Here is a 22481-nt window from a genome sequence, read left to right as displayed (position 1 = left end):
GGGTAGTTCGTCACGCTATGCGATCGGGCTCGACCACCGCTCCAGGACCCCTCCAGAGCCATTCCAGAGCCCCTCCAGGGCCTTTCCAGCACCCCTTCACCCAGGCCCGGCCTCGCCCCGAGGTCAGGACGCAGCCTGCTCCACCGCTTGCGGCATCGGCGGGGTCGCGTACGCGTCGCCGTACCCCGCCGTCACGTCCGACCCCGCCGGGTCCAGCCGGCCGACCATGTGCGACGCGGCGAGCCGGGGCAGCAGCAGCCGCCAGAAGGCCGTCACCGCCTCCCGGGACAGCCATTCCTGGTCGCCCCGGCCGAGCACCTCCAGCCCCGTCGTCGACGCCGTGATGACCGTGGCCGCGTCCTGCGGCGCCACCCCTTCGGCGAGCGCCCCTTCGCTGCCCGCCCGCACCAGCTGCCGCCGTACGAAGTCCTGCCACTGGCGGCGCAGGTCGGGCCTCGTCGCATCGGCGACGTCGCAGCTCAGACGGAATCCGGCGCGCACGACCAGGTCGCTGCGGAGGCGGCTCACCATCGCGTGGGAGGCGTCCGCGAGCACCTGCAGGGCCGGCTCGTCGCTGCTGTCCGCGCAGCGCGTGATGGTGAGGAGCGCCTCGCGCGCCTCGGACTCGACGGCCGCGGCCAGCGACTCCTTGTCCTCGAAGTGGAAGTGGAACGCGCCGGTGCTGACCCCCGCCCTGGCGCTGATCCCCGAGACCCGCGAACTCGCGTACCCGTACTCGTCGAACGCGGCGGCGGCGGAGTGGATCAGTGCGCGGCGGGTGCGTTCTGCTCGCTCTTGCTTCCTCATGGACGACTCCCGCGCGAACTCGAACCCCGGCGCCCCGACGCGGGGATGTGGGAAGTGGACGGGGACATGTCACCCGTATTCAACGTGTGAGAAGTGTAGCAAAACAAAACCAACTAGATGGTTTTCATTACCAGCCCTTTTCCGACTCTTGGGCCGGAAAAGAACGGTCGGCCGACCAGGAAGGCCGGCCGACTCGGTGACCACGCGTCAGTAGCGGTGCCAGTAGCAGTGCCAGTAGCGGTGTCAGTAGCGGTAGTGGTCCGGCTTGTACGGACCCTCGACCGGGACACCAATGTAGGCCGCCTGCTCCGGACGGAGCTCGGTCAGCTTCACACCCAGCGCATCCAGGTGCAGCCGCGCCACCTTCTCATCCAGCTGCTTCGGCAGGACGTACACATCCGTCGGGTACGACTCCGGCTTCGTGAACAGCTCGATCTGCGCCAGCGTCTGGTCCGCGAAAGAGTTCGACATCACGAACGACGGGTGACCCGTCGCGTTCCCCAGGTTCAGCAGACGACCCTCGGACAGCACGATCAGGACCTTGCCGTCCTCGAACGTCCACGTGTGGACCTGCGGCTTCACCTCGTCCTTCACAATCCCCGGGATCTTCGCCAGACCCGCCATGTCGATCTCGTTGTCGAAGTGACCGATGTTCCCCACGATCGCCTGGTGCTTCATCCGGGCCATGTCCGAGGCCATGATGATGTCCTTGTTGCCCGTCGTGGTCACGAAGATGTCCGCGCTCTCCACGACGTCCTCCAGGGTCGTCACCTGGTAGCCGTCCATCGCCGCCTGCAGCGCATTGATCGGGTCGATCTCCGTCACGATCACCCGCGCACCCTGCCCGCGCAGCGACTCCGCACACCCCTTGCCCACATCGCCATAACCACACACCACCGCGACCTTGCCACCGATCAGCACATCCGTGGCCCGGTTGATCCCATCGATCAGCGAATGACGGCAACCGTACTTGTTGTCGAACTTCGACTTCGTCACCGCGTCATTCACATTGATCGCGGGGAACAGCAACGTGCCCTCACGCTGCATCTCGTACAGACGATGCACACCCGTCGTCGTCTCCTCCGTGACACCACGGATCTCCGACGCCACAACGGACCAGTTGAGTTCGCTGTTCTGCAGGAGACGCAGCACAGCGGCGTGCTCCTCGTCGGTGGCCGTCGACGGGTCGGGAACCGCGCCCGCCTTCTCGTACTCGGCGCCCTTGTGGACCAGGAGGGTGGCGTCACCGCCGTCGTCCAGGATCATGTTCGGACCTGCGTGGCCCGGCCAGGTCAGGGCCTGCTCCGTGCACCACCAGTACTCCTCCAGGGACTCGCCCTTCCAGGCGAACACCGGAATGCCCGCCGCGGCGATGGCAGCGGCCGCGTGGTCCTGCGTGGAGAAGATGTTGCAGGACGCCCAGCGCACCTCCGCGCCCAGCGCCACGAGGGTCTCGATCAGAACGGCCGTCTGCACCGTCATGTGCAGCGAACCAGTGATACGCGCACCCGCCAGCGGCTGCGCCTCCGCATACTCCTTGCGGATCGCCATCAGACCGGGCATCTCATGCTCGGCCAGCGTGATCTCCTTACGGCCGAAGGCCGCCAGCGAAAGATCCGCGACCTTGAAGTCCTGGGCCGAATCCTGGGCAGCGGGACGTGCCATCGAAAGCTCCCTGATTTAGCTGAATCAACCGAATGAACTGAATGAATCGAATGAACTGAACGAAAGACGAAAGGAAGAGAAGAGAGGAAAGTCAGGCCGCAGCCGCGCGCCGCCCCGAGCCCGAGCCCAAGCCCAAGCCCAGGTTCTGGTGGATCTCCAGCGTCGCCGTGGACCGGTTGAGGGTGATGTAGTGCAGCCCCGGCGCCCCCTCGTCGAGGAGCCTGCGGGCCATGTCCGTCGCGTAGTCCACACCGATGCGGTGCGCGATCTGCGGGCGGTCCGCGGCCCGGGTGAGGCGGTCAGCCAGGTCCTGCGGGAAGGCCGCGTTGCTGAGCTCGGCGAACCGGCGGATCTGCCGCGCGTGCGTGGCCGGCATGATCGCCGGGATGATGGGGACGGTGCAGCCCGCCGCGGCGACCCGGTCCCGCAGCCGCAGGTAGTCCTCGACGTGGAAGAACATCTGCGTGATCGCGTAGTCGGCACCGGCCCGGCACTTGGCCACGAAGTGGCGGATGTCGTCCTCCCAGTCCGCCGACCGGGGGTGGCGCTCGGGGAACGCGGCCACGCCGACCGTGAAGCTGCCCGAGTCCTTGATGAGCTCGACCAGTTCCCGGGCGTGGGAGAAGCCTTCGGGGTGACGCCGCCACTCCCCCTGCGGGTCGCCCGGCGGATCCCCGCGCAGGGCCAGGATGTCGCTGATGCCGACGGCGGCGTACTGCCCGATGATGTGGCGCAGCTCGGCGACGGAGTGGTCGACCGCGGTCAGGTGGGCGACCGGCCGGAGCGTGGTCTCGGAGGCGATGCGCTCGGTGGCGGCCACGGTGCGGTCGCGCGAGGACCCGCCCGCCCCGTAGGTCACCGACACGAACGTCGGGGCCACCGCCTCGATGCGGCGGACGGCGTCCCACAGGGTCTGTTCGCCGTCCGCCGTCTTCGGCGGGAAGAATTCGAAGGAGTACGAGCGCGAGCGTCCGCCGCTCGCGAGTACCTCGCGCAGAGTGCTTCGGGACCGTGTGGCCTCCGCGTCCATGCTCTTCCTTTCCTCACAGGGATACGCCGATGCGCGGCCGGCTCTGCACGCGGTGGAGTCAGCGCACGTCGAAGTCAGCGCGCGTTGAAGTCAGCGCGCGTTGAAGTACGTGGCGTCGGGGTGGTGGATGACGATGGCGTCGGTGGACTGTTCGGGGTGGAGCTGGAATTCCTCGGAGAGGTGGACGCCGATCCGCTCGGGCTGCAGGAGGTCGGCGATCTTTGCCCGGTCTTCGAGGTTGGGGCAGGCTCCGTAGCCGAGGGAGAAGCGGGCGCCGCGGTATTTGAGGGCGAACATGTCCTCTACGTCTTGGGGGTCTTCGCCGGCGAAGCCGAGTTCGGCGCGGACGCGGGCGTGCCAGTACTCGGCGAGGGCTTCGGCGAGCTGGACGGACAGGCCGTGGAGTTCGAGGTAGTCGCGGTAGGCGTCGGCGGCGAACAGCTCGGCCGTGGCCTCGCCGATACGGGAGCCGACGGTGACGACCTGCAGGCCCACGACGTCCTTCTCGCCCGACTCCTCGGGCCGGAAGTAGTCCGCCAGGCACAGCCGCCGCCCGCGCCGCTGCCGCGGGAACGTGAAACGCGTCCGCTCGGTGCCGTCCTCGTTGAGGAGGATGAGGTCGTCGCCCTTGGAGTAGCAGGGGAAGTAGCCGTAGACGACGGCCGCTTCCAGGAGGTTGTCCGTGTGGAGTTTCTCCAGCCAGCCGCGCAGGCGGGGGCGGCCTTCGGTCTCGACGAGTTCTTCGTAGGTGGGGCCGCCTGCGCGGGCCTGCTTCAGGCCCCACTGGCCCTTGAAGAGGGCGCCTTCGTCGAGCCAGGACGCGTAGTCCTTCAGCCCGATCCCCTTGATCACCCGCGTGCCCCAGAACGGCGGCTCCGGCACCCGGTTGTCGATCGCGACGTCCGAGCGGCCGGAACCCTCCGGCTCCTCCACCTCCAGCACGGCCGCCGCCGCACGCTTCGCCACCCGCCGCTGCTTCAGCTCCGGCAGCACCGCACCCGGCACACCCCGCTTCACCGCGATCAAAGCGTCCATCAGCCGCAGACCCTCGAAAGCATCACGCGCGTAGCGGACTTCACCCTCGTAGATCTCGTGCAGATCCTGCTCGACGTATGCCCGGGTCAGGGCGGCGCCACCGAGGATCACGGGATACTGCGCGGCGAGCTTGCGCTGGTTGAGCTCCTCCAGGTTCTCCTTCATGATCACCGTGGACTTCACCAGCAGCCCCGACATCCCGATCACATCGGCACGATGCTCCTCGGCCGCCTCCAGGATCGCCGAGACCGGCTGCTTGATCCCCAGGTTCACGACGTTGTAGCCGTTGTTGGACAAGATGATGTCGACCAGGTTCTTCCCGATGTCATGGACGTCACCACGGACCGTGGCCAGCACGATCGTGCCCTTGCCCTCCGCATCCGACTTCTCCATGTGCGGCTCCAGATACGCCACCGCCGTCTTCATCACCTCGGCCGACTGCAGCACGAACGGCAACTGCATCTGCCCCGACCCGAACAACTCACCGACGACCTTCATGCCCTCCAGCAACGTGTCATTGACGATCTCCAACGCCGGACGCCCCGCCAGCGCCTCATCCAGATCGCCTTCGAGACCGTTCTTCTCCCCGTCGATGATCCGCCGCCGCAAGCGCTCCTCCAGCGGCAGCGCCAGCAGCTCCTCGGCCTTCCCGGCCTTCATCGACTTGGTGTCCACGCCCTCGAACAGTTCGAGGAACCTCTGGAGGGGGTCGTAGCCCTCCCGCCGCCGGTCGTGGATCAGATCGAGGGCGACGTCGACGTGCTCCTGCTCCAGCCGGGCGATCGGCAGGATCTTGGAGGCGTGGACGATGGCGGAGTCCAGGCCGGCCTTCACGCACTCGTCCAGGAAGACCGAGTTCAGTACGAGACGAGCGGCCGGGTTGAGGCCGAAGGAGATGTTGGACAGGCCCAGCGTCGTCTGCACGTCGGGGTGGCGGCGCTTGAGCTCGCGGATCGCCTCGATCGTGTGGACGCCGTCCTTGCGGGACTCCTCCTGGCCCGTGCAGATCGTGAACGTCAGGGTGTCGATGAGGATGTCGCACTCATGAATGCCCCAGTTGCCGGTCAGGTCCGCGATGATCCGCTCGGCGACGGCCACCTTGTGCTCGACGGTGCGGGCCTGGCCCTCCTCGTCGATGGTCAGGGCCATCAGCGCCGCGCCGTGCTCCACCGCCAGCCGCGTCACCTTCGCGAAGCGGGAGTCGGGGCCGTCGCCGTCCTCGTAGTTCACGGAGTTGATCACGGCCCGGCCGCCGAGCTTCTCCAGGCCCGCGCGGATCACGTCCACCTCGGTGGAGTCCAGCACGATGGGGAGGGTGGAGGCGGTGGCGAAGCGGCCCGCGATCTCGGCCATGTCGGCGACGCCGTCGCGCCCCACGTAGTCGACGCACAGGTCCAGCAGGTGCGCGCCCTCGCGGATCTGGTCGCGGGCCATCTCCACGCAGTCGTCCCAGCGGCCCTCCAGCATGGCCTCGCGGAACTTCTTCGAACCGTTGGCGTTCGTCCGCTCGCCGATCGCGAGGTACGACGCGTCCTGCCGGAAGGGCACCGTCTGGTAGAGCGATGCGGCACCCGGCTCGGGGCGCGGCGCCCGCTCGGCCGGCGTGAGGCCCCGCACCCGCTCCACGACCTGCCGCAGGTGCTCCGGCGTCGTGCCGCAGCAGCCGCCCACCAGCGAGAGCCCGTACTCCCGCACGAACGACCCGTGGGCGTCCGCCAGCTCGGCGGGCGACAGCGGGTAGTGCGCGCCGTTCTTCCCCAGCACCGGCAGACCCGCGTTGGGCATGGCGGAGACGCGCGTACGGGCGTGCCGGGAGAGGTAGCGCAGGTGCTCGCTCATCTCGGCCGGGCCGGTTGCGCAGTTCAGGCCGATCATGTCGATGCCCAGCGGCTCCAGGGCCGTCAGCGCCGCCCCGATCTCCGATCCCAGCAGCATCGTGCCGGTGGTCTCCACCGTGACCTGCACCAGCAGCGGCAGGTCCACCCCGGCGGCCGCCATCGCCCGCCGCGCGCCGATCACCGACGCCTTCGTCTGCAGCAGGTCCTGCGTCGTCTCCACGAGGATCGCGTCCGCGCCGCCGGCCACCAGGCCCTCGACGTTCTGCTGGTACGCGTCCCGCAGCGCCACGTACGGGGCGTGGCCGAGCGTCGGCAGCTTCGTGCCCGGGCCGACCGAGCCCAGCACCCAGCGGGCCCGCCCGTCCCCGGCCGCGAACTCGTCCGCGACCTCCCGCGCGATGCGGGCGCCCGCCTCCGACAGCTCGAAGATCCGCTCGGGGATGTCGTACTCGCCCAGCGCCGCCAGGTTCGCGCCGAAGGTGTTGGTCTCCACGCAGTCCACGCCGACGGAGAAGTAGGCCTCGTGGACGGAGCGGACGATGTCGGGGCGGGTCACGTTCAGGACCTCGTTGCAGCCCTCCAGCTGCTCGAAGTCCTCCATGCTGGGGTCCTGCGCCTGGAGCATCGTGCCCATCGCGCCGTCGGCCACCACGACCCGGGAGGCGAGCGCCTCCCGCAGTTCGGAGGCCCGGACGGCAGCATCGGTCGCAGCCGCAGTCACGACGCGCCGCCCGCGGTCGACGGATCCGGCAGGGGCGACAGCTGCGGCAGATGCGGGGCGATCTCCCGTGCGGCCTGCGCCCCGTAGGCGTCCTCGATACGGGCCAGCAGGTCGCTCCACGCCGGCTTGTACTCCTGCGTGCCGACGGACTCCAGCACCAGCGTGGCCAGCGCGCAGCCCAGTTGCGCGGCGCGCTCGTACGGCTGCTGCCACACGATGCCGGCGAGGAACCCGGCCCGGAAGGCGTCGCCGACGCCCGTCGGGTCCTTGATGTCAGCGGTCGGAACGGCGGGCACGCGCAGTTCCGCGCCGCCCTCCTCCGTGATCACCACACCGTTCTCGCCCAGCGTGGTCACCCAGGTGCCCACGCGCGCGAGGACCTCGGCCGCCGTCCAGCCGGTGCGCTCCTGCAGCAGCGCGGCCTCGTACTCGTTGGTGAACAGGAACCGGGCGCCGTCCACCAGCCGGCGGGTCTCCTCCGCGCCCAGCCGGGCGAGCTGCTGCGAGGGGTCGGCGGCGAAGGGCAGGCCCGTGGCCCGGCACTCGTCCGTGTGCCGGAGCATCGCGGCGGGGTCGTTGGGGGCGACGACGACCAGGTCGAGGCCACCGACCCGCCTCACCACCGGCGCCAGCTCGATCTCGCGGGCCTCGGCCATGGCGCCGGCGTAGAAGGTGGCGATCTGGTTCTGGTCGGCGTCCGTGGTGCAGACGAAGCGAGCCGTGTGGAGGGTCTCGCTGACCCGGACGGACCCGGTGTCCACGCCGCCGGCGCGCAACCAGGCCTCGTACTCGGCGAAGTCGACGCCGGCCGCGCCGACGAGGACGGGCCGCAGGCCGAGGCGGCCCAGGCCGAAGGAGATGTTGGCCGCCACACCGCCCCTGCGGACTTCGAGGTGGTCGACGAGGAAGGACAGGGACACCTTGTCGAGCTGCTCGGTGATGAGCTGGTCGGCGAAGCGTCCGGGGAAGACCATCAGGTGGTCGGTGGCGATCGAACCGGTGACTGCGATGCGCACGGGAGCTCTCTCCTTGCCTGCGGCTCGGTTGATCACGCCCCTGCGGCCTTCTTCAGGGCGGTGACGCGGTCGGTGCGTTCCCAGGTGAAGTCCGGCAGCTCACGGCCGAAGTGGCCGTAGGCGGCGGTCTGTGCGTAGATCGGGCGGAGGAGGTCGAGGTCGCGGATGATCGCGGCCGGGCGGAGGTCGAACACCTCGGCGATCGCAGTCTCGATCTTGTCCGTGTCGACGGTGTTCGTGCCGAAGGTCTCCACGAACAGACCCACCGGCTCGGCCTTGCCGATCGCGTACGCCACCTGCACCTCGCAGCGCGACGCCAGACCGGCCGCCACGACGTTCTTGGCGACCCAGCGCATCGCGTACGCCGCCGAGCGGTCGACCTTGGACGGGTCCTTGCCCGAGAACGCACCGCCGCCGTGGCGGGCCATGCCGCCGTACGTGTCGATGATGATCTTCCGACCGGTCAGACCCGCGTCACCCATCGGGCCGCCGATCTCGAAGCGACCCGTGGGGTTGACCAGCAGCCGGTAGCCGTCGGTGTCCAGTGCGATGCCGTCCTCCACCAGCTCCTTGAGGACGTGCTCGACGACGAACTTACGGATGTCGGGAGCCAGAAGAGAGTCCAGGTCGACGTCCGACGCGTGCTGCGAGGACACCACGACCGTGTCGAGGCGGACGGCCTTGTTGCCGTCGTACTCGATCGTCACCTGGGTCTTGCCGTCGGGCCGCAGGTACGGAACGGTCCCGTTCTTGCGGACCTCCGACAGACGGCGCGAGAGCCGGTGCGCCAGGTGGATCGGCAGCGGCATCAGCTCGGGCGTCTCGTCGCACGCGTAGCCGAACATCAGACCCTGGTCGCCCGCGCCCTGCCGGTCGAGCTCGTCCTCGTCACCCTCCACCCGCGACTCGTAGGCCGTGTCGACACCCTGGGCGATGTCCGGCGACTGCGCGCCGATCGACACCGAGACACCGCACGAAGAACCGTCGAAACCCTTCGTCGAGGAGTCGTAGCCGATCTCGAGGATTTTGTTGCGCACGAGCGAGGCGATCGGCGCGTACGCCTTCGTCGTCACCTCGCCGGCCACGTGCACCAGGCCGGTGGTGATCAGGGTCTCGACGGCCACGCGGGAGGTCGGGTCCTCCTTGAGCAGGGCGTCGAGAATGGTGTCGCTGATCTGGTCAGCGATCTTGTCGGGGTGACCCTCGGTCACGGACTCCGAAGTGAACAGGCGGCGGGACACATCGCTCCCTAGGACGTGGGATGTTGGACGTTTCAGGACGGTGCTCTGTCGGCCGGGCGCGGGCGGCCGGACCACCACGGCCCGCGGACCGTCAGGCGGCGTACGGCGTCTTGGCCCGCGCCTCGCGCAGGGCGACGGCCCACCACAGCAGCTGGTCGAGCAGCTTCTTCGCGGCGCCGTTGACGCCTTCGGTGTCCCGCGGCTGCCCGTCGTCGTCGAAGGCGGCGAAGGCGGAGGGGATGGCCACGCCGTCCCGCAGGGTCACGGTGTGGAGCTCGGCGAAGACCGTACGGAGCTGCTCGACGGCGCGCACGCCGCCGGTCGCACCGCCGGAGTAGCTGACGAAGCCGACCGGCTTGGCGTGGAACTCGGTGTACACCGAGTCGATGGCCTGCTTGAGCGAGGCGGGGTAACCGCGGTTGTACTCGGGCGTGATGACGGCGAAGACGTCCGCCCGGTCGATCCGCGCCGCGAAGGCGCGCACCGCCGCCGAGGGGTGCGTGCCGTCCTCGCCGGCTCCCTCCAGGACGTGCGGCAGGTCGGCCTCGGCCAGGTCGATGACGTCGACGTCCAGGTCGGCGCGCTCACGGGCGTGGGCGGTGAACCAGTCGGCGACGACCGGACCGAAGCGGTCCTTGCGGGTGCTGCCGACGATCACGGCGAGGCGGGTGGGGCTCAGGGCGTTCGTGTCCGGCAAGGCGGTTCCAATCTCGGTTCGGGGGTGTCAGGGGAGCAGCACGATGCGCCCGATGTGGGCCCGGGACTCGATCTCCTCGTGGGCCCGGCCGACCTCTTCGAGGGGGTACGTGGCGTGCACCGCGTGCCGGATCGTGCCGTCGGCGAGGCCGGCGGCCAGCTCCTCGTGGTTGGCGAGGTACTCCTTGGGGCGGGCGGCGCGCCAGCGGGACAGGGCGAAGCCGGTGATGAACTTCATCTCGATGAGTTCCATGGGCGAGATCCGGGGGATCTCCAGGCCGCCGCCCGCGGAGCCGTAGAAGACCAGGCGGCCGAAGGGGGCCAGCAGGCCGACGCCCTGGCGGAGGACGTCGCCGCCGATGCTGTCGAGGATGATGTCGACGCCGGCGCCGCCGGTGGCCTCGCGGACCTCGTCGACCCAGCCCTCGCGGCTGTAGTCGACGACGACGTCGGCGCCGAGGGCGCGGGCGAAGTCGAGCTTCTCGGCCGAGCTCGCGGTGGCGATGACCGGGCCGGCGCCGTGGGCCTTGGCCCACTGCACGCTCAGGTGGCCGATGCCGCCGGACGCGGCGTGCACCAGGACGCTCTCGCCCGGGCGCAGGCCGGCCGTGCCCAGGGTGCCGGTGCCGATGGGGCCGGGCGAGGGGAGGGCGGTGGCCTGTGCGGCGTCGAGGCCCTCCGGCACGGACAGAACCGTTTCCGCATCGACGACCACGTAGTCGGCGTACGCCCCGTGGAGCGTGAACGCGCCGACCCGGTCGCCCTCGCGGAAGCCCGTCACCCCGGCGCCCACGCCCGCGACGCGGCCGATGACGTCGCCGCCGAGCACGATCGGGAACTCGGGCCGCCACATCGGCGCGGGGAAGATGTTGCGCCGCATCTGCGTCTGCGCGAAGCCCACGCTGATCGCCTCGGCGGCGATCAGCACCTCGCCCGGACCCGGCTGCGGCACGGGGGTCTCCTCGACCCGCATGACCTCCGGGCCCCCGAACTCACGGATACGGATCACACGCATCTGAGATTCCTCCAGTTGATTCGGTCGCATCGTCGGACCGTCGGATCGGTGGGTCAGTGGGTCAGGGGCTCGGTGCGCCCCGTGCTCTGCTTCAGTTCGAAGAACGCCGGGTCGCCGGCCAGGGTCCGGAAGGCCTCCCAGAGCCGTACCGCCCGCTCGCCGCGCGGTATCTCCGTCAGGACCGGGCCGAACTGGCCCGCGCCGCCGTCCACGGAGATCGTCGGGACGCCGATCAGCTCCTGGCCGAGGCCGTCCGAGGGCACCCGGTCGTGCGAGGCGCGCAGGTCGTCGTCCCAGCGGTCGTCGTCCATCGCGTCGATCAGACCGGCGGGCAGCCCGGTCTCGGCCAGGGCCGCCTCGATGTCCGGGCGCGTCCTGCTCAGCCCCTCGATCATCGCCGCGCGGAACTCCTCCGCCGGGGCGGTGCGGACCGGCTCGAAGATGCCGCCGGGGGCGTGGAAGCGGGAGCCCATCGCCGTGTAGAGCGGGCCGGTGACGGCGTCGCCGTGGGCGGCGCGGGCGGCGGCCAGGACCCGGACCGGGCCCCAGTAGAGGCCGAGCATCGTGCGCCGCGCCTCGGGCATGTCCTTGCCGCTGTTGAGCAGGGCCAGGCTCATCGCGTGCCAGCGGACGGTCACCGGGGCCTTCTCGGCCACCTCGGTGATCCACCGGGAGGCGATCCAGGCGAAGGGACACAGCGGGTCGAACCAGAAGTCCACGACGTGGGGTTCGGGCTGCTGGGCCGGCTGGGTCTGCTGAGGCTGGGACTGGGGCTGGGGTTCCATGTTCTCGTCTTCCCTGTGTGACTGGTGCCGGGCGTCGATCCGCGCGAGCGCGTCGAGCACGGCGTTCTGCTTCTCGTCACGGGCGCGCGATAGCGCGGCGTGGTCCGTGCCGAAGGTCCGGTCCGCCTCGGCGCCGAGCGCCTCGACGGCGTCCGGCGTCAGGGCCGGGACGGCGGTGGCGCGCCAGGCGCGCTCCAGGCCGGGTGCCGTGCCGCCCAGCCAGCGGCGCAGGCCGCCCTCGCCGCCGCCCAGGTGGAAGGCCTCGAACGGCCCCACGACGGCCCAGCGCAGGCCGATCGACTGCGTGACGACGGCGTCGAGTTCGGCCATCGTGACGACGCCCTCCTGCACGAGGTGGATGCTCTCCCTCAGCAGCGCGGACTGCAGGCGGTTGGCGACGAAGCGCGGTACGGGCTTGCGGACGACGACGGGGACCTTGCCCACCGCCCGGTAGAACGCCGTGACCTCGTCGATCAGCCCGGCGGGGGTGTGCCGGCCGCCGACGACCTCGACCAGGGGGACGACGTGCGGCGGGTTGAAGGGGTGTCCCACGACGACGCGTCCCGGCTCGGCCATCAGCGCGCCCATGTCGTCGGGCAGCAGCTTGGACGTGGAGGACAGCAGGAGGGCTTCCGCGGGAGCGGCCTGCTCGACCGTACGGAAGAGCTCCTGCTTGAGGGCGAGGTCGTCGGGTGCGTTCTCCTGCACGACCGCCGCGCCGCGGACGGCGCGGGCCATGTCGGGCTCGAACTCCACGTGCTCCATGAGCATGTCGACGTCGGCGGGCCCGCCCGGCAGGGTGGGGGCGAAGACCGCGAGGCCCTCCCTGACCACCCGCTCGGCGTCGGGGCGTCTGCTGTTGACCCGGACCCGGAGCCCCCGGTCCAGGAAGAGGGCGATCCAGCCGAGCCCGATGGTGCCCGCGCCGATGACGGCGACGACGGTCCGGTCCCCGGAAGGCCGTACGGCGTCCTCGGGAGGCTGTACTGCGCTGCTCATCACGTGCCCGTTCTCGTTCGGCGGACTTCGGCGCGGCGGACGCCCGGGCGCGGCTGCCGGGAGGCATTCCGGCAGCCGCGCCCGGGACGGTCACCCGCTGGGTCAGTAACCGACCTGGGTGGTCGAGAACGTCACCGGCTTGGCCGGGTCGGCGTAGCACTGGAACGGGTCCCAGGTGTTCAGCTGGGTCTGCAGCCGGTTCCAGGAGAAGGCCGGGTCGCTGAAGCTGGAGCCGCCCGCGCCGGTGGTGAGGATGGCGCCGTTGGTGGTCGGGGCCTTGAGCGTGACCTCCAGGTTCGGGAAGTCGAACTCGACGCCGCCGGCCCACTCGCCGTCGGACTTGACGGCGAAGTTGGTGCCGTTGCGCTCCACCCACTGCTTCGCGGAGCCGAGGTTGCTGCCGCCGGTCAGCTTGTAGCCGACGACCTTGGCGTTGGCCGGCACCTTGTACGCGATGTTCACGGTGTTGAGGCGCTTGTTGAAGTCCGCCACGGCCTTGATCGGGGCGGAGTCGAAGGTGACCTTGAAGGTCTGACCCGGGGCGACCTTGGCCGGCGCCGTGGTCGTGAAGTCACGCGCGTACGGAACCGGGATCCAGTTGCCGTCGTACCGGGTCTGGCAGGTGTAATCGAGCGTCTTCGTCGCGGTGTCGGCACTCGCCGTTCCGGCCGAGGACATGATCCCCGTCAGAGCAAGCCCCAGTGAGGCCGCAAGTCCGCCCGTCAGCTTCCACTTGTGCTGCACTGCATTTCCTCTCTCAGACGGCGTGGAGCAATTCCAGCGCCGGGAACAGACTCCGGAAGGCGGCTGGAGTCCCGATGGAGAGCGGATCGAATTCCGGCCGTGGCAGCGGGTTTTCGGCCTGGGGCGGACCTGCGCGGACCCCTACGGACCTGCGGAGATCACTGTTGGTGGCGGCGGCCTGGGGACCCGCCGCCGGCTCCTCGCGGCGTCCTCAGACGGACGCCGCCGGCTCCTTCTGCGCCCGCTCCCACGCGCGCTCGATGAAGGTGAGCAGCTTCTCGGGCGCCTGCACGCCGGAGACCGGCATGCGGCCGTCGATGACGACCGACGGCACGCCCGTCACGTTGAACTGGCGGGCGCGGTTCCCGTCGGCGACCACGGCGTCCGCGTAGCGGTCGCTCTCCAGCACCTCGCGGGCCTCGTCCTCGTCCAGCCCGGCCTCGCCCGCCAGCCGCACCAGCACCTCGCGGTCCCCGACGTTGAGGGCCTCGGTGTGGTACGCGTGGAACAGCCGCTCCATGACCGGCTCCAGCAGGCCGCGCTCGGCCGCGAAGTGGGTCAGCCGGTGCGCGTCGAAGGTGCCCACGGGGCGGGACTTGTGGAGGTTGAGCTCCAGACCCTCCTGCCGGCCCTGGGACTTGATCAGTTCGATCCGGCCCGGCAGCACGTCCGGGGCCGTCCACTCGGCCATGGCCTCGGCCGCCGTCGGGCCGGGCTCGCTGCCCTCGCCCGGGGCGAGCTCGAAGCTGCGCCAGACGATCTCCAGCTCGTCGCGGTGGGCGAAGCCGTCCAGGGCGGCGGCTATCCGGCGCTTGCCGATGTAGCACCACGGGCACAGGACGTCGGAGTAGATCTCGATCTTCATGGCAGGTCTCCTCGGTCGATCGTTCGGTCGATCGTTCAGCCGACGGTGATGACGATCTTTCCGCGCACGTGGCCGGTCTCCATCTCGCGGTGCGCGTCCGCGGCCTGCTCCAGCGGGAAGGTCTTGGAGACCTCCACGCGCAGCTTGCCCTCGGCGTAGAGGGCGGTGAGCCCGGCGAGGCGCTCCTTGGCCCGCTGGCTGAAGACGGCGCGGACGCCCAGCTCCTCGACGCGGCCGAAGTCGACGAGGGTGGCGATGCGGTTCTTGTCCTTCACCAGCTCGACGGAGACGTCGAGGGCGTCGCCGCCGATGCCGTCGAGGGCCGCGGTGACGCCGCCGGGGGCGAGCTCGCGGACGCGGTCGGCGAGGCCCTCGCCGTAGGTGACGGGGGTGGCGCCCAGCGAGCGCAGGTACTCGTGGTTGCGCTCGCTCGCGGTGCCGATGGCCGTGGCGCCCAGGACCTGGGCCAGCTGCACGGCGATCGTGCCGACGCCGCCGGCGGCCGCGTGGACGAGCAGGGTGTCGCCCGCGCCGATCTCCAGCGCCTGGAGCGCGGTGTGGGCGGTCTGCGCCGAGGCGGAGAACGCGCCGGCCACCTCCCACGGCATGCCCGACGGCTTGGCGACGACCTGCTCGGTGGAGACGACCAGGTACTCGGCGGAGCAGGAGAGCAGGGCCCAGCCCAGGACCTCGTCGCCGACGGCGAACTCGGTGACGCCCTCGCCGAGCTCGTCGACGACGCCCGCGAAGTCGTTGCCGATGGTCTGCGGGAAGGAGATGGTCATGCCGGGCGGGTTCCAGCCGGAGCGGACGGCCGTGTCGTACGCCTGCACACCGGCGGCCTTGACGCGCACGCGGATCTCGCCGGTGCCGGGACGGGGGGTCTCGACCTCCTCGACCTTGAGCACCTCGGGGCCGCCGAACTCCTGGAAAACTGCCGCCTTCATGGCATGTCCTTCTCTCTGCTGAACGCTGCTGGACTTTGCTGGACTCTGCTGGTCTCTGCTGGGCTCTGATGAACTCTGGTGGGGCTGGTGCGCTTTATCTTTCAACCTCAACCAGAGTTGAGGTCAACGGGCGAACGGATATTCCGCGCGGCTTTCGAGCGTTCTTCGAGCCGGCTTCGAGCGGACTTCGAGCGTTCTTCGAGCGGAACCCGACCGTCCGCAGAATGGGCGCGCTCGGCTACGCCCGTTCCGCCGGACCGGCGTCGGCGTCGGTGCCCGCAGCCGCGATCACCCGCGTCTGCTTCGCGTCGCGCTCGGCCGCGAGCTCCTCGTAGGTGCGGCCGCCGAACGCCTCCTCCGCCTGGGCGAGGATCCGGGCGACGGTCTCCTCGTCGACCGGCGGGTTGCCGAGCCCCTGCCAGCTCTTCTCCAGGCCGGCGCCGAGGTGCTCGAACCAGTGGCGCAGGCCCCCGGGGCCGCCGCCGAGGTGGAAGGCGCGGAACGGGCCGACCGCCGCCCAGCGGCCGCCGATCGAGGAAGTGACGATCTCGTCGAGCTCGGCGACGGAGACGACGCCCTCGCGGACCAGGTGGATGCTCTCGCGCAGCAGCGCGGACTGCAGCCGGTTGGCGACGAAGCCGGGGACGGCCCGGCGCAGCACGACGGGGGTCTTGCCGAGGCCGCGGTAGAAGGCCACGGTCTCCTCGACGGCCTGCGGGTCGGTCCGTTCGCCCGTGACGATCTCGACCAGCGGCACGATGTGCGGCGGGTTGAAGGGGTGGGCGACCAGCAGCCTGCCCGGGTCGGCCATCCCCGCTCCCAGGTCGTCGGGGAGCAGCGTGGAGGTGGAGGACAGGAGCAGTGCGTGGGCGGGGGCGGCGGCGCCGATCCGGGCGAAGAGGTCCTGCTTGAGGGCCAGGTTCTCGGGGGCGTTCTCCTGGACGACGTCGGCGCCCTCGACGGCGCGGGCCACGTCGGGTTCGAACTCCAGGCGGGCGGCGAGCTCGGCCGGGTCGGCGGGGCCGCCCGGCAGCGAGGCCGCGTACAGCTCGAACGCATTCCTGACGTGCGTCTCGGCGTCAGGCCGCCGGCTGTTGATCCGGACGGTCAGCCCGGCGGAGGCGAACAGCGCGGCCCAGCCGAGGCCGATGGTGCCCACGCCGATCACGGCCGCCGTCCGTATGCGTGTCCCTACGGGTGAATCCGTCACTGCTTGTTCCGTCACCGCTTGCTCGGTCACCGCTCGCTCCGTCACCGCTCGCTCCTGTCGTCCTGCCTGCCTGTGGGTGGTGCCTGCACAGGCTGCCGCGACGGGCTCGTGCGGAATTCGAGCGGCGGTCGAACCGGACACGTGTGTTCCGCGCCCGGCCCGGCACCGCGGGGACGCCTAGTAGTTGCCCAGGCCGCCGCAGACGTTGAGGGCCTGCGCGGTCACCGACGAGGCGCCGTCGCCGACCAGGTAGTCGACCATGGCCGCGACCTCCTCGACGTCGACGTAACGGCCGATCGGCACCCGGGTGGTGACCTTCTCGGCGGCCTCCTCCAGGGTGATCCCGTACATCTCCGCGTAGTGGCCGCGGACGCGCTCGGCCATCGGCGTCTCGACGAAGCCGGGGCAGACGGCGTTGACGGTGATGCCGGTCTTCGCGAGGTCGAGGCCGAGGGCCTTGGTGAAGCCGACCACGCCGTGCTTGGAGGCGGAGTACGGGGCGGCGGTGACGGCGCCCTGCTTGCCGGCGGTCGAGGCGATGTTGACGATCCGGCCCCAGCCCTTGGTGAGCAGGCCGCCGGCGCTCAGCACCTCGCGCGTCACGAGGAAGACGCTGTTGAGGTTGGTGTTGATCACGTCGTACCAGAGCTCGTCGGACATCTCGGCGATCGCGCCGCCGCCGTTGCGGCCGGCGTTGTTGACGAGGATGTCGACGGTGCCGAAGCGCTCCACCGCGGCGGCCACGAAGCGCTTGACGTCCTCGCGGTCGGTCACGTCACAGGTGGTGCCGTCGGCCTCGAAGCCCTGGTCCTGCAGGGACTTGACGGTCTCCGCCAGCTTCTCCGCGTCCCGGGCGCACAGGTAGACGCGGGCGCCGTTGCGGGCCAGGTGGGTGGCGATCGCCAGACCGATGCCACTGGTTGCCCCGGTCACCAGTGCGACCTTGGCGTTCTGCGTGCCCATCGTTCCTCCGTAGCTGTTTGCGAATACTGACGGCGCCATGACGCCGGTCGCGCCGAGGGTGCCGCCGTGGCCTCGACGGCCGGTCGAAAGGGGGTCGAAGCCCGGGTTCCGCCGCGGCGGTTCCGCCACGGCTCGATCCCGGCTCAAGCGGGGCTGAGCAGCGTGGGGGGATGCTCGCAGAGACGATCACCGCCGAACGGTTCCGGACGTCCCTCGCCCGCTGGGCCAGCGGGGTCACGGTCGTGACCACCGTGGATGCGCAGGGCCGCAGCCACGGTTTCACTGCCAGCTCCTTCACCTCCGTCTCCCTCGAACCGCCCCTGGTGCTGGTGTGCCTGGACCTGCGGGCCAACTGCTTCGACGCCTTCACCGGCGCCGAGGGGTTCGTCGTCCACGTGCTCGGCCGGGACCAGCAGGACCTGGCCGCGCTCTTCGCGCGCAGGGGCGCGGACAAGTTCCCCCAGCCGGGGACGGCCCGCTCCCGGCGCGGGCTGCCCCTGCTGCCCGGCGCGCTCGCCCGGCTGGAGTGCCGCACCGAGCGGCAGGTGCCGGCCGGTGACCACCTCGTGCTGTTCGGCGAGGTGGAGCACGCCGAGGCCGGCGAGGGGGAGCCCCTCCTGTACTACCGGAAGGGCTTCCACGGGATCGCCGGCCCCGGCGCAGCGGGCTGATCCGCCGGGTCCGTCCCCGCTCACGCACACAGCGGCGCGACGGACCCCGCCGCGCGCCGCCGCTGCGCCGGGAGGCGCCGCGCCCCCGCACGCACGGCGATGAGGTGGGCGACCGAGGCCAGGGTGACGTGGCGGTGCCAGCCTCGGAACGAGCGGCCCGCGAAGTCCCGTATCCCGGTGTGCTCGGAGATCTCCGCGAAGTCGCGCTGGACGACGCCCGTGAGCCGGGTCAGGCGCAGCAGGGTGACCAGCGGCAGCCGCCGCGAGTCGGTGAGCCACATCCGCGACGGCCACCGGTCGGAGGAGCCCCAGTCGCCCATCAGCAGCATGGGCCGGTGGTGGCTGCCGCCGGGCCCGCCCGCGGGCGCGGGGCACGACAGGATCACCGGGATCGCGCTCACCACCCCGCGGTACGAGCCCGTCCCCGAGGTGTCGGACCACTCGACCTGCCGGCGCATCCGCTTCATCGAGCCGATCAGGTTCTGCGCGGGCACCTCCCGGTCGCTGTAGCCCTGCAGCAGGGTGCCGTCGACGCGCAGCGGGGTCGTGCCGTCGATGCGCATGATCAGCGGGAGGCCCGCCCGCGCGAAGCGCCGCACGGTCGCCCCCGCGTCGAGCCCCTCCACGTCCACGACGACGGGGCGCCTGCGCAGCCCCCAGGAGTCGGCGGCCTCCAGGGCCACGGCGCCGGCGTGCTCCTCCAGGGAGATGGCGCGGCTGGCGTCGGGTATGTGGGCGCGGCTGCGCCGGGCCGGGTCCTCCAGCCAGCTCCTGGACAGCACCAGGCTCCAGTTGAAGGGCACGCTGACCCGCTCGGAGGCGCTCCAGACGCTGAACGCCCGCTGGCCGTTGACCGTCTGGCCCAGGTGGGGGAGGAACTGCTGGTCGACGCCGACCGAGTGCACCCCCGCCTTGGGGATGACGGTGGAGTTGACCACCCACGCCTGGGGGCGCACCTCCTCCTCCGCGCGGCGCGCGAGCGCCCGCCGCACCGGGGCCCAGTTCCAGGACGAGGCGGTGATGAAGTGGTGGACGCTCTGCTGGAGCGCCTTCCCGCCGATCTGTTCCGCGACGTTGCGCAGGGTCTTGCGGCCCTCCGCCTCCAGCAGGCCGCGTACGTACTGCTCCGCCATCCTGCGCTGGTCGTTGCGCGTGAGCGACGAGAAGAGCTCCGGTTCCACGTCCCAGGGGCCGGCGGGGGACGGTTCCCCGAAGGGGGGTTCCCCGGCGGTCAGGGTGCTGGTCGAGGTGCTGGTCGGAGTGCTGGACGGAGTGGTGGACACAGGGCTGAGTTGCACGGATCTGGCTTCCATCGTCTCTCCCCACGTGATGGCTACCGACGGCGCATTTGACCGTACCAAACCGACTGCGTTGTTTCTATTACTCTTCGAAACCTTGATCCGATGATCTTCCATGCCCGCTTTTGTGCGCTTTAGTCCCCCTCTGCGCCACCCCAAACCCCACTGGAAACCGACCAGGCGCCCTGTCTACGGCCCCTCTGACGTCGGATTACCAAGAGAAACCGGCCAGCCGGTTTCTTGTGGAGGTACCCCATCCGTCTTCGAGTGGTGTTCGAGGCCGGAGACGCACCGTTTCCCTTGCCAACGGCGCTGTCCCGGACAGGCAGCGGTGGACATCGCTGCAGGGCAAGCGGAAAGGAACGTGACTCGATGTTCAGCTCGAAGGAAGGCGTGCCCACGCGATGACCCGACGAGTGGTGATCACCGGTATCGGCGTCCGCGCCCCGGGCGGCTCCGGCACCAAGGAGTTCTGGGACCTGCTCACCGCGGGCCGCACCGCCACCCGGCGGATCTCGTTCTTCGACGCGGCTGCGTTCCGGTCCCAGGTGGCGGCCGAGGCCGACTTCTTCCCCGAGGCCGAGGGCTTCTCCCCCCGGGAGATCCGCAGGATGGACCGGGCGACCCAGTTCGCCGTCGCCTGCACCCGGGAGGCCGTGGCCGACAGCGGCCTGGAGTTCGCCGGCGTGGACCCGCACCGCGTGGGCGTGAGCCTCGGCAGCGCCGTCGCCTCCGCCACCAGCCTGGAGAACGAGTACCTCGTCATGGCCGACAAGGGCCGCGAGTGGCTCGTCGACCCCGACTACCTGTCGCCGCACATGTTCGACTACCTCAGCCCGGGCGTCATGCCCGCCGAGGTCGCCTGGGCGGCCGGCGCCGAGGGCCCCGTGACCATGGTCTCGGACGGCTGCACCTCCGGCCTCGACGCCGTGGGCTACGGCGTCCAGCTGATCCGCGAGGGCTCCGCCGACGTGATGATCGCCGGTGCGTCGGACACCCCGATCTCCCCGATCGTGCTGGCCTGCTTCGACGCGATCAAGGCCACCACCACGCGCAACGACGACCCCGAGCACGCCTCCCGGCCGTTCGACGCCTCCCGCAACGGCTTCGTCCTCGCCGAGGGCAGCGCCATGTTCGTCCTGGAGGAGTACGAGGCCGCCAAGGCCCGCGGCGCACAGATCTACGCCGAGGTCACCGGCTACGCCACCCGCTGCAACGCGTACCACATGACCGGTCTGAAGAAGGACGGCCGGGAGATGGCGGAGGCCATCCGCGCGGCGCTCGACGAGTCCCGCGTCGACCCGACCGTCGTCGACTACGTCAACGCGCACGGCTCCGGCACCAAGCAGAACGACCGCCACGAGACGGCTGCGTTCAAGATCGCACTCGGGCAGCACGCCTACGACGTGCCGGTCAGCTCCATCAAGTCGATGGTCGGCCACTCCCTGGGCGCCATCGGCTCCATCGAGATCGCGGCCTGCGCCCTGGCCATCAAGCACAACGTCGTACCGCCGACGGCCAACCTGCACACGCCCGACCCCGAGTGCGACCTCGACTACGTCCCGCTGACCGCGCGCGAGCAGCGGGTGGACTCCGTCCTGACCGTCGGCAGCGGCTTCGGCGGTTTCCAGAGCGCGATGATCCTGCGCGCCCCGGAAGGAGTGAAGGCATGACCAGCAAGGACGGCCTCAACGGGCGGACCGTGATCACCGGGATCGGCGTCACCGCCCCCAACGGCCTCGGCACCGAGGCCTTCTGGAAGGCGGTGCTCGCGGGCCACACCGGCATCGGCCCCGTCACCCGCTTCGACGCCTCCCGCTACGCGGCCTCCCTCGCCGGCCAGATCGACGACTTCGACGCGGCCGAGCACCTCAACAGCCGGCTGCTCCCGCAGACCGACCCCTCGACGCGGCTCGCGCTCGTCGCCGCCGACTGGGCCCTCACCGACGCCGACGTCTCCCCCGACACCCTGCCGGACTACGACATGGGCGTCGTCACCTCCAACGCGCTGGGCGGCTTCGACTTCACCCACCGCGAGTTCGACAAGCTGTGGAACAAGGGCCCGGACTTCGTCAGCGTCTACGAGTCCTTCGCGTGGTTCTACGCGGTCAACACCGGCCAGATCTCCATCCGCCACAAGCTGCGCGGACCGAGCGCCGCCCTCGTCGGCGAGCAGGCCGGCGGCCTGGACGCGCTCGGCCACGCCCGCCGCACGATCCGCCGCGGCACCCCGCTCGTCGTGGCCGGCGGCGTCGACTCCGCCCTCGACCCGTGGGGCTACGTCTCCCAGCTGGCCGGCGGCCGCGTCACCACCGCCACCGACCCCGCCCGCGCCTACCTGCCCTTCAGCGCCGACGCCTCGGGCTACGTGCCCGGCGAGGGCGGCGCCATCCTCGTCGCCGAGGACGAGGCGAGCGCCCGCGAGCGCGGCGTGCAGCAGGTCTACGGCGAACTCGCGGGCTACGCCGCGACCTTCGACCCCGCCCCCGGCACCGGCCGGCCCCCGGCCCTGCGCCGTGCCGCGGAGGCCGCCCTGGCCGACGCGGGCCTCGCGCCCGGCGACATCGACGTGGTCTTCGCCGACGGCGCCGGCGTGCCCGAGCTGGACGCGGCGGAGGCCGCGGCCATCAGCGGCCTCTTCGGCGCCGGAGCGGTGCCCGTCACCGCCCCGAAGGCCCTCACCGGCCGGCTCTACTCCGGCGGCGGCCCGCTCGACGTCGCGACGGCGCTGCTGTCGATCCGCGACGGCGTCATCCCGCCGACCCCCACGGGCGCCCCGGTGCCCGAGGACTACGGCCTCGACCTGGTCCAGGGCGCGCCCCGCGACCAGGCGGTCCGCACCGCCCTGGTGCTCGCCCGCGGCCGGCACGGCTTCAACTCGGCCGTCGTCGTCCGGGCGTAATGCCCGCCGGCGGCTGCCGGCTCCCCTTCCCTT

Annotated in this window: 18 protein-coding genes; 3 read left to right on the top strand and 15 right to left on the bottom strand. The window is 70.9% G+C overall.

From position 1 onward, the window contains the following. Positions 1-123 precede the first annotated feature (123 nt). The 14 genes from AS857_RS34330 to fabG form a co-directional block, all read right to left on the bottom strand. Complete coding sequence (locus AS857_RS34330; protein WP_063804435.1) at positions 124-807, bottom strand: ScbR family autoregulator-binding transcription factor; 684 nt, start codon at positions 805-807, stop codon at positions 124-126. Between the two features lie 243 nt (positions 808-1050). Then, positions 1051-2472, bottom strand: coding sequence for an adenosylhomocysteinase (ahcY, locus tag AS857_RS34325; RefSeq protein ID WP_058047385.1), 1422 nt, complete (start codon positions 2470-2472; stop codon positions 1051-1053). A gap of 91 nt (positions 2473-2563) precedes the next feature. Further along, entirely contained in the window at positions 2564-3502 is a 939-nt protein-coding gene (gene metF / locus AS857_RS34320; RefSeq protein WP_063278457.1) for a methylenetetrahydrofolate reductase [NAD(P)H], read from the bottom strand. Between the two features lie 90 nt (positions 3503-3592). After that, positions 3593-7096 (bottom strand): methionine synthase, encoded by a 3504-nt coding sequence (gene metH, locus AS857_RS34315; protein WP_058047384.1) that lies wholly within the window; start codon positions 7094-7096, stop codon positions 3593-3595. Further along, positions 7093-8112, bottom strand: a complete 1020-nt coding sequence (locus AS857_RS34310; RefSeq protein WP_058047383.1) for a carbohydrate kinase family protein — start codon at positions 8110-8112, stop codon at positions 7093-7095. Before AS857_RS34310 ends, metH begins: the two co-directional genes overlap by 4 nt. A 32-nt stretch (positions 8113-8144) precedes the next feature. Beyond that, positions 8145-9353 (bottom strand): methionine adenosyltransferase, encoded by a 1209-nt coding sequence (gene metK, locus AS857_RS34305; protein WP_058047382.1) that lies wholly within the window; start codon positions 9351-9353, stop codon positions 8145-8147. Positions 9354-9444: 91 nt separating this feature from the next. Further along, positions 9445-10050: an NADPH-dependent FMN reductase gene (locus AS857_RS34300; RefSeq protein WP_216824030.1), complete on the bottom strand. Its 606-nt coding sequence runs from the start codon at positions 10048-10050 to the stop codon at positions 9445-9447. 27 nt (positions 10051-10077) lie between these two features. Continuing rightward, positions 10078-11064: a quinone oxidoreductase family protein gene (locus AS857_RS34295; protein ID WP_058047381.1), complete on the bottom strand. Its 987-nt coding sequence runs from the start codon at positions 11062-11064 to the stop codon at positions 10078-10080. Between the two features lie 53 nt (positions 11065-11117). Further along, a complete protein-coding gene (locus AS857_RS42165; protein WP_079110920.1) occupies positions 11118-12848 on the bottom strand; it encodes a mycothiol-dependent nitroreductase Rv2466c family protein in 1731 nt (576 codons plus the stop codon). Positions 12849-12950: 102 nt separating this feature from the next. Beyond that, positions 12951-13592 (bottom strand): hypothetical protein, encoded by a 642-nt coding sequence (locus AS857_RS34285; protein WP_058047380.1) that lies wholly within the window; start codon positions 13590-13592, stop codon positions 12951-12953. Positions 13593-13803: 211 nt separating this feature from the next. Further along, complete coding sequence (locus tag AS857_RS34280; RefSeq protein WP_058047379.1) at positions 13804-14457, bottom strand: DsbA family oxidoreductase; 654 nt, start codon at positions 14455-14457, stop codon at positions 13804-13806. A gap of 35 nt (positions 14458-14492) precedes the next feature. Beyond that, on the bottom strand, positions 14493-15404 hold the full coding sequence (locus AS857_RS34275; protein ID WP_058047378.1) for an NADP-dependent oxidoreductase: 912 nt from the start codon (positions 15402-15404) through the stop codon (positions 14493-14495). A 238-nt stretch (positions 15405-15642) separates the two neighbouring features. After that, positions 15643-16644 carry a 3-hydroxyacyl-CoA dehydrogenase NAD-binding domain-containing protein gene (locus AS857_RS34270; protein WP_420824004.1) on the bottom strand — a complete coding sequence of 334 codons (1002 nt, stop codon included), beginning with the start codon at positions 16642-16644 and terminating at the stop codon, positions 15643-15645. 147 nt (positions 16645-16791) lie between these two features. Further along, positions 16792-17577, bottom strand: a complete 786-nt coding sequence (fabG, locus tag AS857_RS34265; RefSeq protein WP_058047377.1) for a 3-oxoacyl-ACP reductase FabG — start codon at positions 17575-17577, stop codon at positions 16792-16794. Positions 17578-17747: 170 nt separating this feature from the next. Between fabG and AS857_RS34260 the strand changes: the two genes are divergently transcribed. Then, complete coding sequence (locus AS857_RS34260) at positions 17748-18248, top strand: flavin reductase family protein (RefSeq protein WP_058047376.1); 501 nt, start codon at positions 17748-17750, stop codon at positions 18246-18248. Between the two features lie 20 nt (positions 18249-18268). On the opposite strand, the gene AS857_RS34255 is transcribed toward AS857_RS34260, so the two are convergent. Continuing rightward, a complete protein-coding gene (locus tag AS857_RS34255; protein ID WP_420824007.1) occupies positions 18269-19483 on the bottom strand; it encodes an IS701 family transposase in 1215 nt (404 codons plus the stop codon). A 467-nt stretch (positions 19484-19950) separates the two neighbouring features. Between AS857_RS34255 and AS857_RS34250 the strand changes: the two genes are divergently transcribed. Together AS857_RS34250 and AS857_RS34245 are read left to right on the top strand one after the other, a co-directional pair. Then, positions 19951-21219: a beta-ketoacyl-[acyl-carrier-protein] synthase family protein gene (locus AS857_RS34250; protein WP_058047374.1), complete on the top strand. Its 1269-nt coding sequence runs from the start codon at positions 19951-19953 to the stop codon at positions 21217-21219. Next, a complete protein-coding gene (locus AS857_RS34245; RefSeq protein ID WP_058047373.1) occupies positions 21216-22448 on the top strand; it encodes a ketosynthase chain-length factor in 1233 nt (410 codons plus the stop codon). The genes AS857_RS34250 and AS857_RS34245 overlap by 4 nt, the downstream gene beginning before the upstream one ends. The last annotated feature ends 33 nt before the right edge of the window (positions 22449-22481 follow it).

It is taken from the genome of Streptomyces roseifaciens (genome assembly GCF_001445655.1).
Taxonomy (GTDB): domain Bacteria; phylum Actinomycetota; class Actinomycetes; order Streptomycetales; family Streptomycetaceae; genus Streptomyces; species Streptomyces aureoversilis.
This window is presented reverse-complemented; position numbering and strand designations above follow the sequence as displayed.

Bases quoted from the DNA above. Each gene is read 5' to 3' on its own strand.
- AS857_RS34330 (WP_063804435.1), bottom strand. From the start codon at position 807: ATGAGGAAGCAAGAGCGAGCAGAACGCACCCGCCGCGCACTGATCCAC.
- ahcY (WP_058047385.1), bottom strand. From the start codon at position 2,472: ATGGCACGTCCCGCTGCCCAGGATTCGGCCCAGGACTTCAAGGTCGCG.
- metF (WP_063278457.1), bottom strand. From the start codon at position 3,502: ATGGACGCGGAGGCCACACGGTCCCGAAGCACTCTGCGCGAGGTACTC.
- AS857_RS34295 (WP_058047381.1), bottom strand. From the start codon at position 11,064: ATGCGTGTGATCCGTATCCGTGAGTTCGGGGGCCCGGAGGTCATGCGG.
- AS857_RS42165 (WP_079110920.1), bottom strand. From the start codon at position 12,848: ATGAGCAGCGCAGTACAGCCTCCCGAGGACGCCGTACGGCCTTCCGGG.
- AS857_RS34280 (WP_058047379.1), bottom strand. From the start codon at position 14,457: ATGAAGATCGAGATCTACTCCGACGTCCTGTGCCCGTGGTGCTACATC.
- AS857_RS34275 (WP_058047378.1), bottom strand. From the start codon at position 15,404: ATGAAGGCGGCAGTTTTCCAGGAGTTCGGCGGCCCCGAGGTGCTCAAG.
- fabG (WP_058047377.1), bottom strand. From the start codon at position 17,577: ATGGGCACGCAGAACGCCAAGGTCGCACTGGTGACCGGGGCAACCAGT.
- AS857_RS34260 (WP_058047376.1), top strand. From the start codon at position 17,748: ATGCTCGCAGAGACGATCACCGCCGAACGGTTCCGGACGTCCCTCGCC.
- AS857_RS34250 (WP_058047374.1), top strand. From the start codon at position 19,951: ATGACCCGACGAGTGGTGATCACCGGTATCGGCGTCCGCGCCCCGGGC.
- AS857_RS34245 (WP_058047373.1), top strand. From the start codon at position 21,216: ATGACCAGCAAGGACGGCCTCAACGGGCGGACCGTGATCACCGGGATC.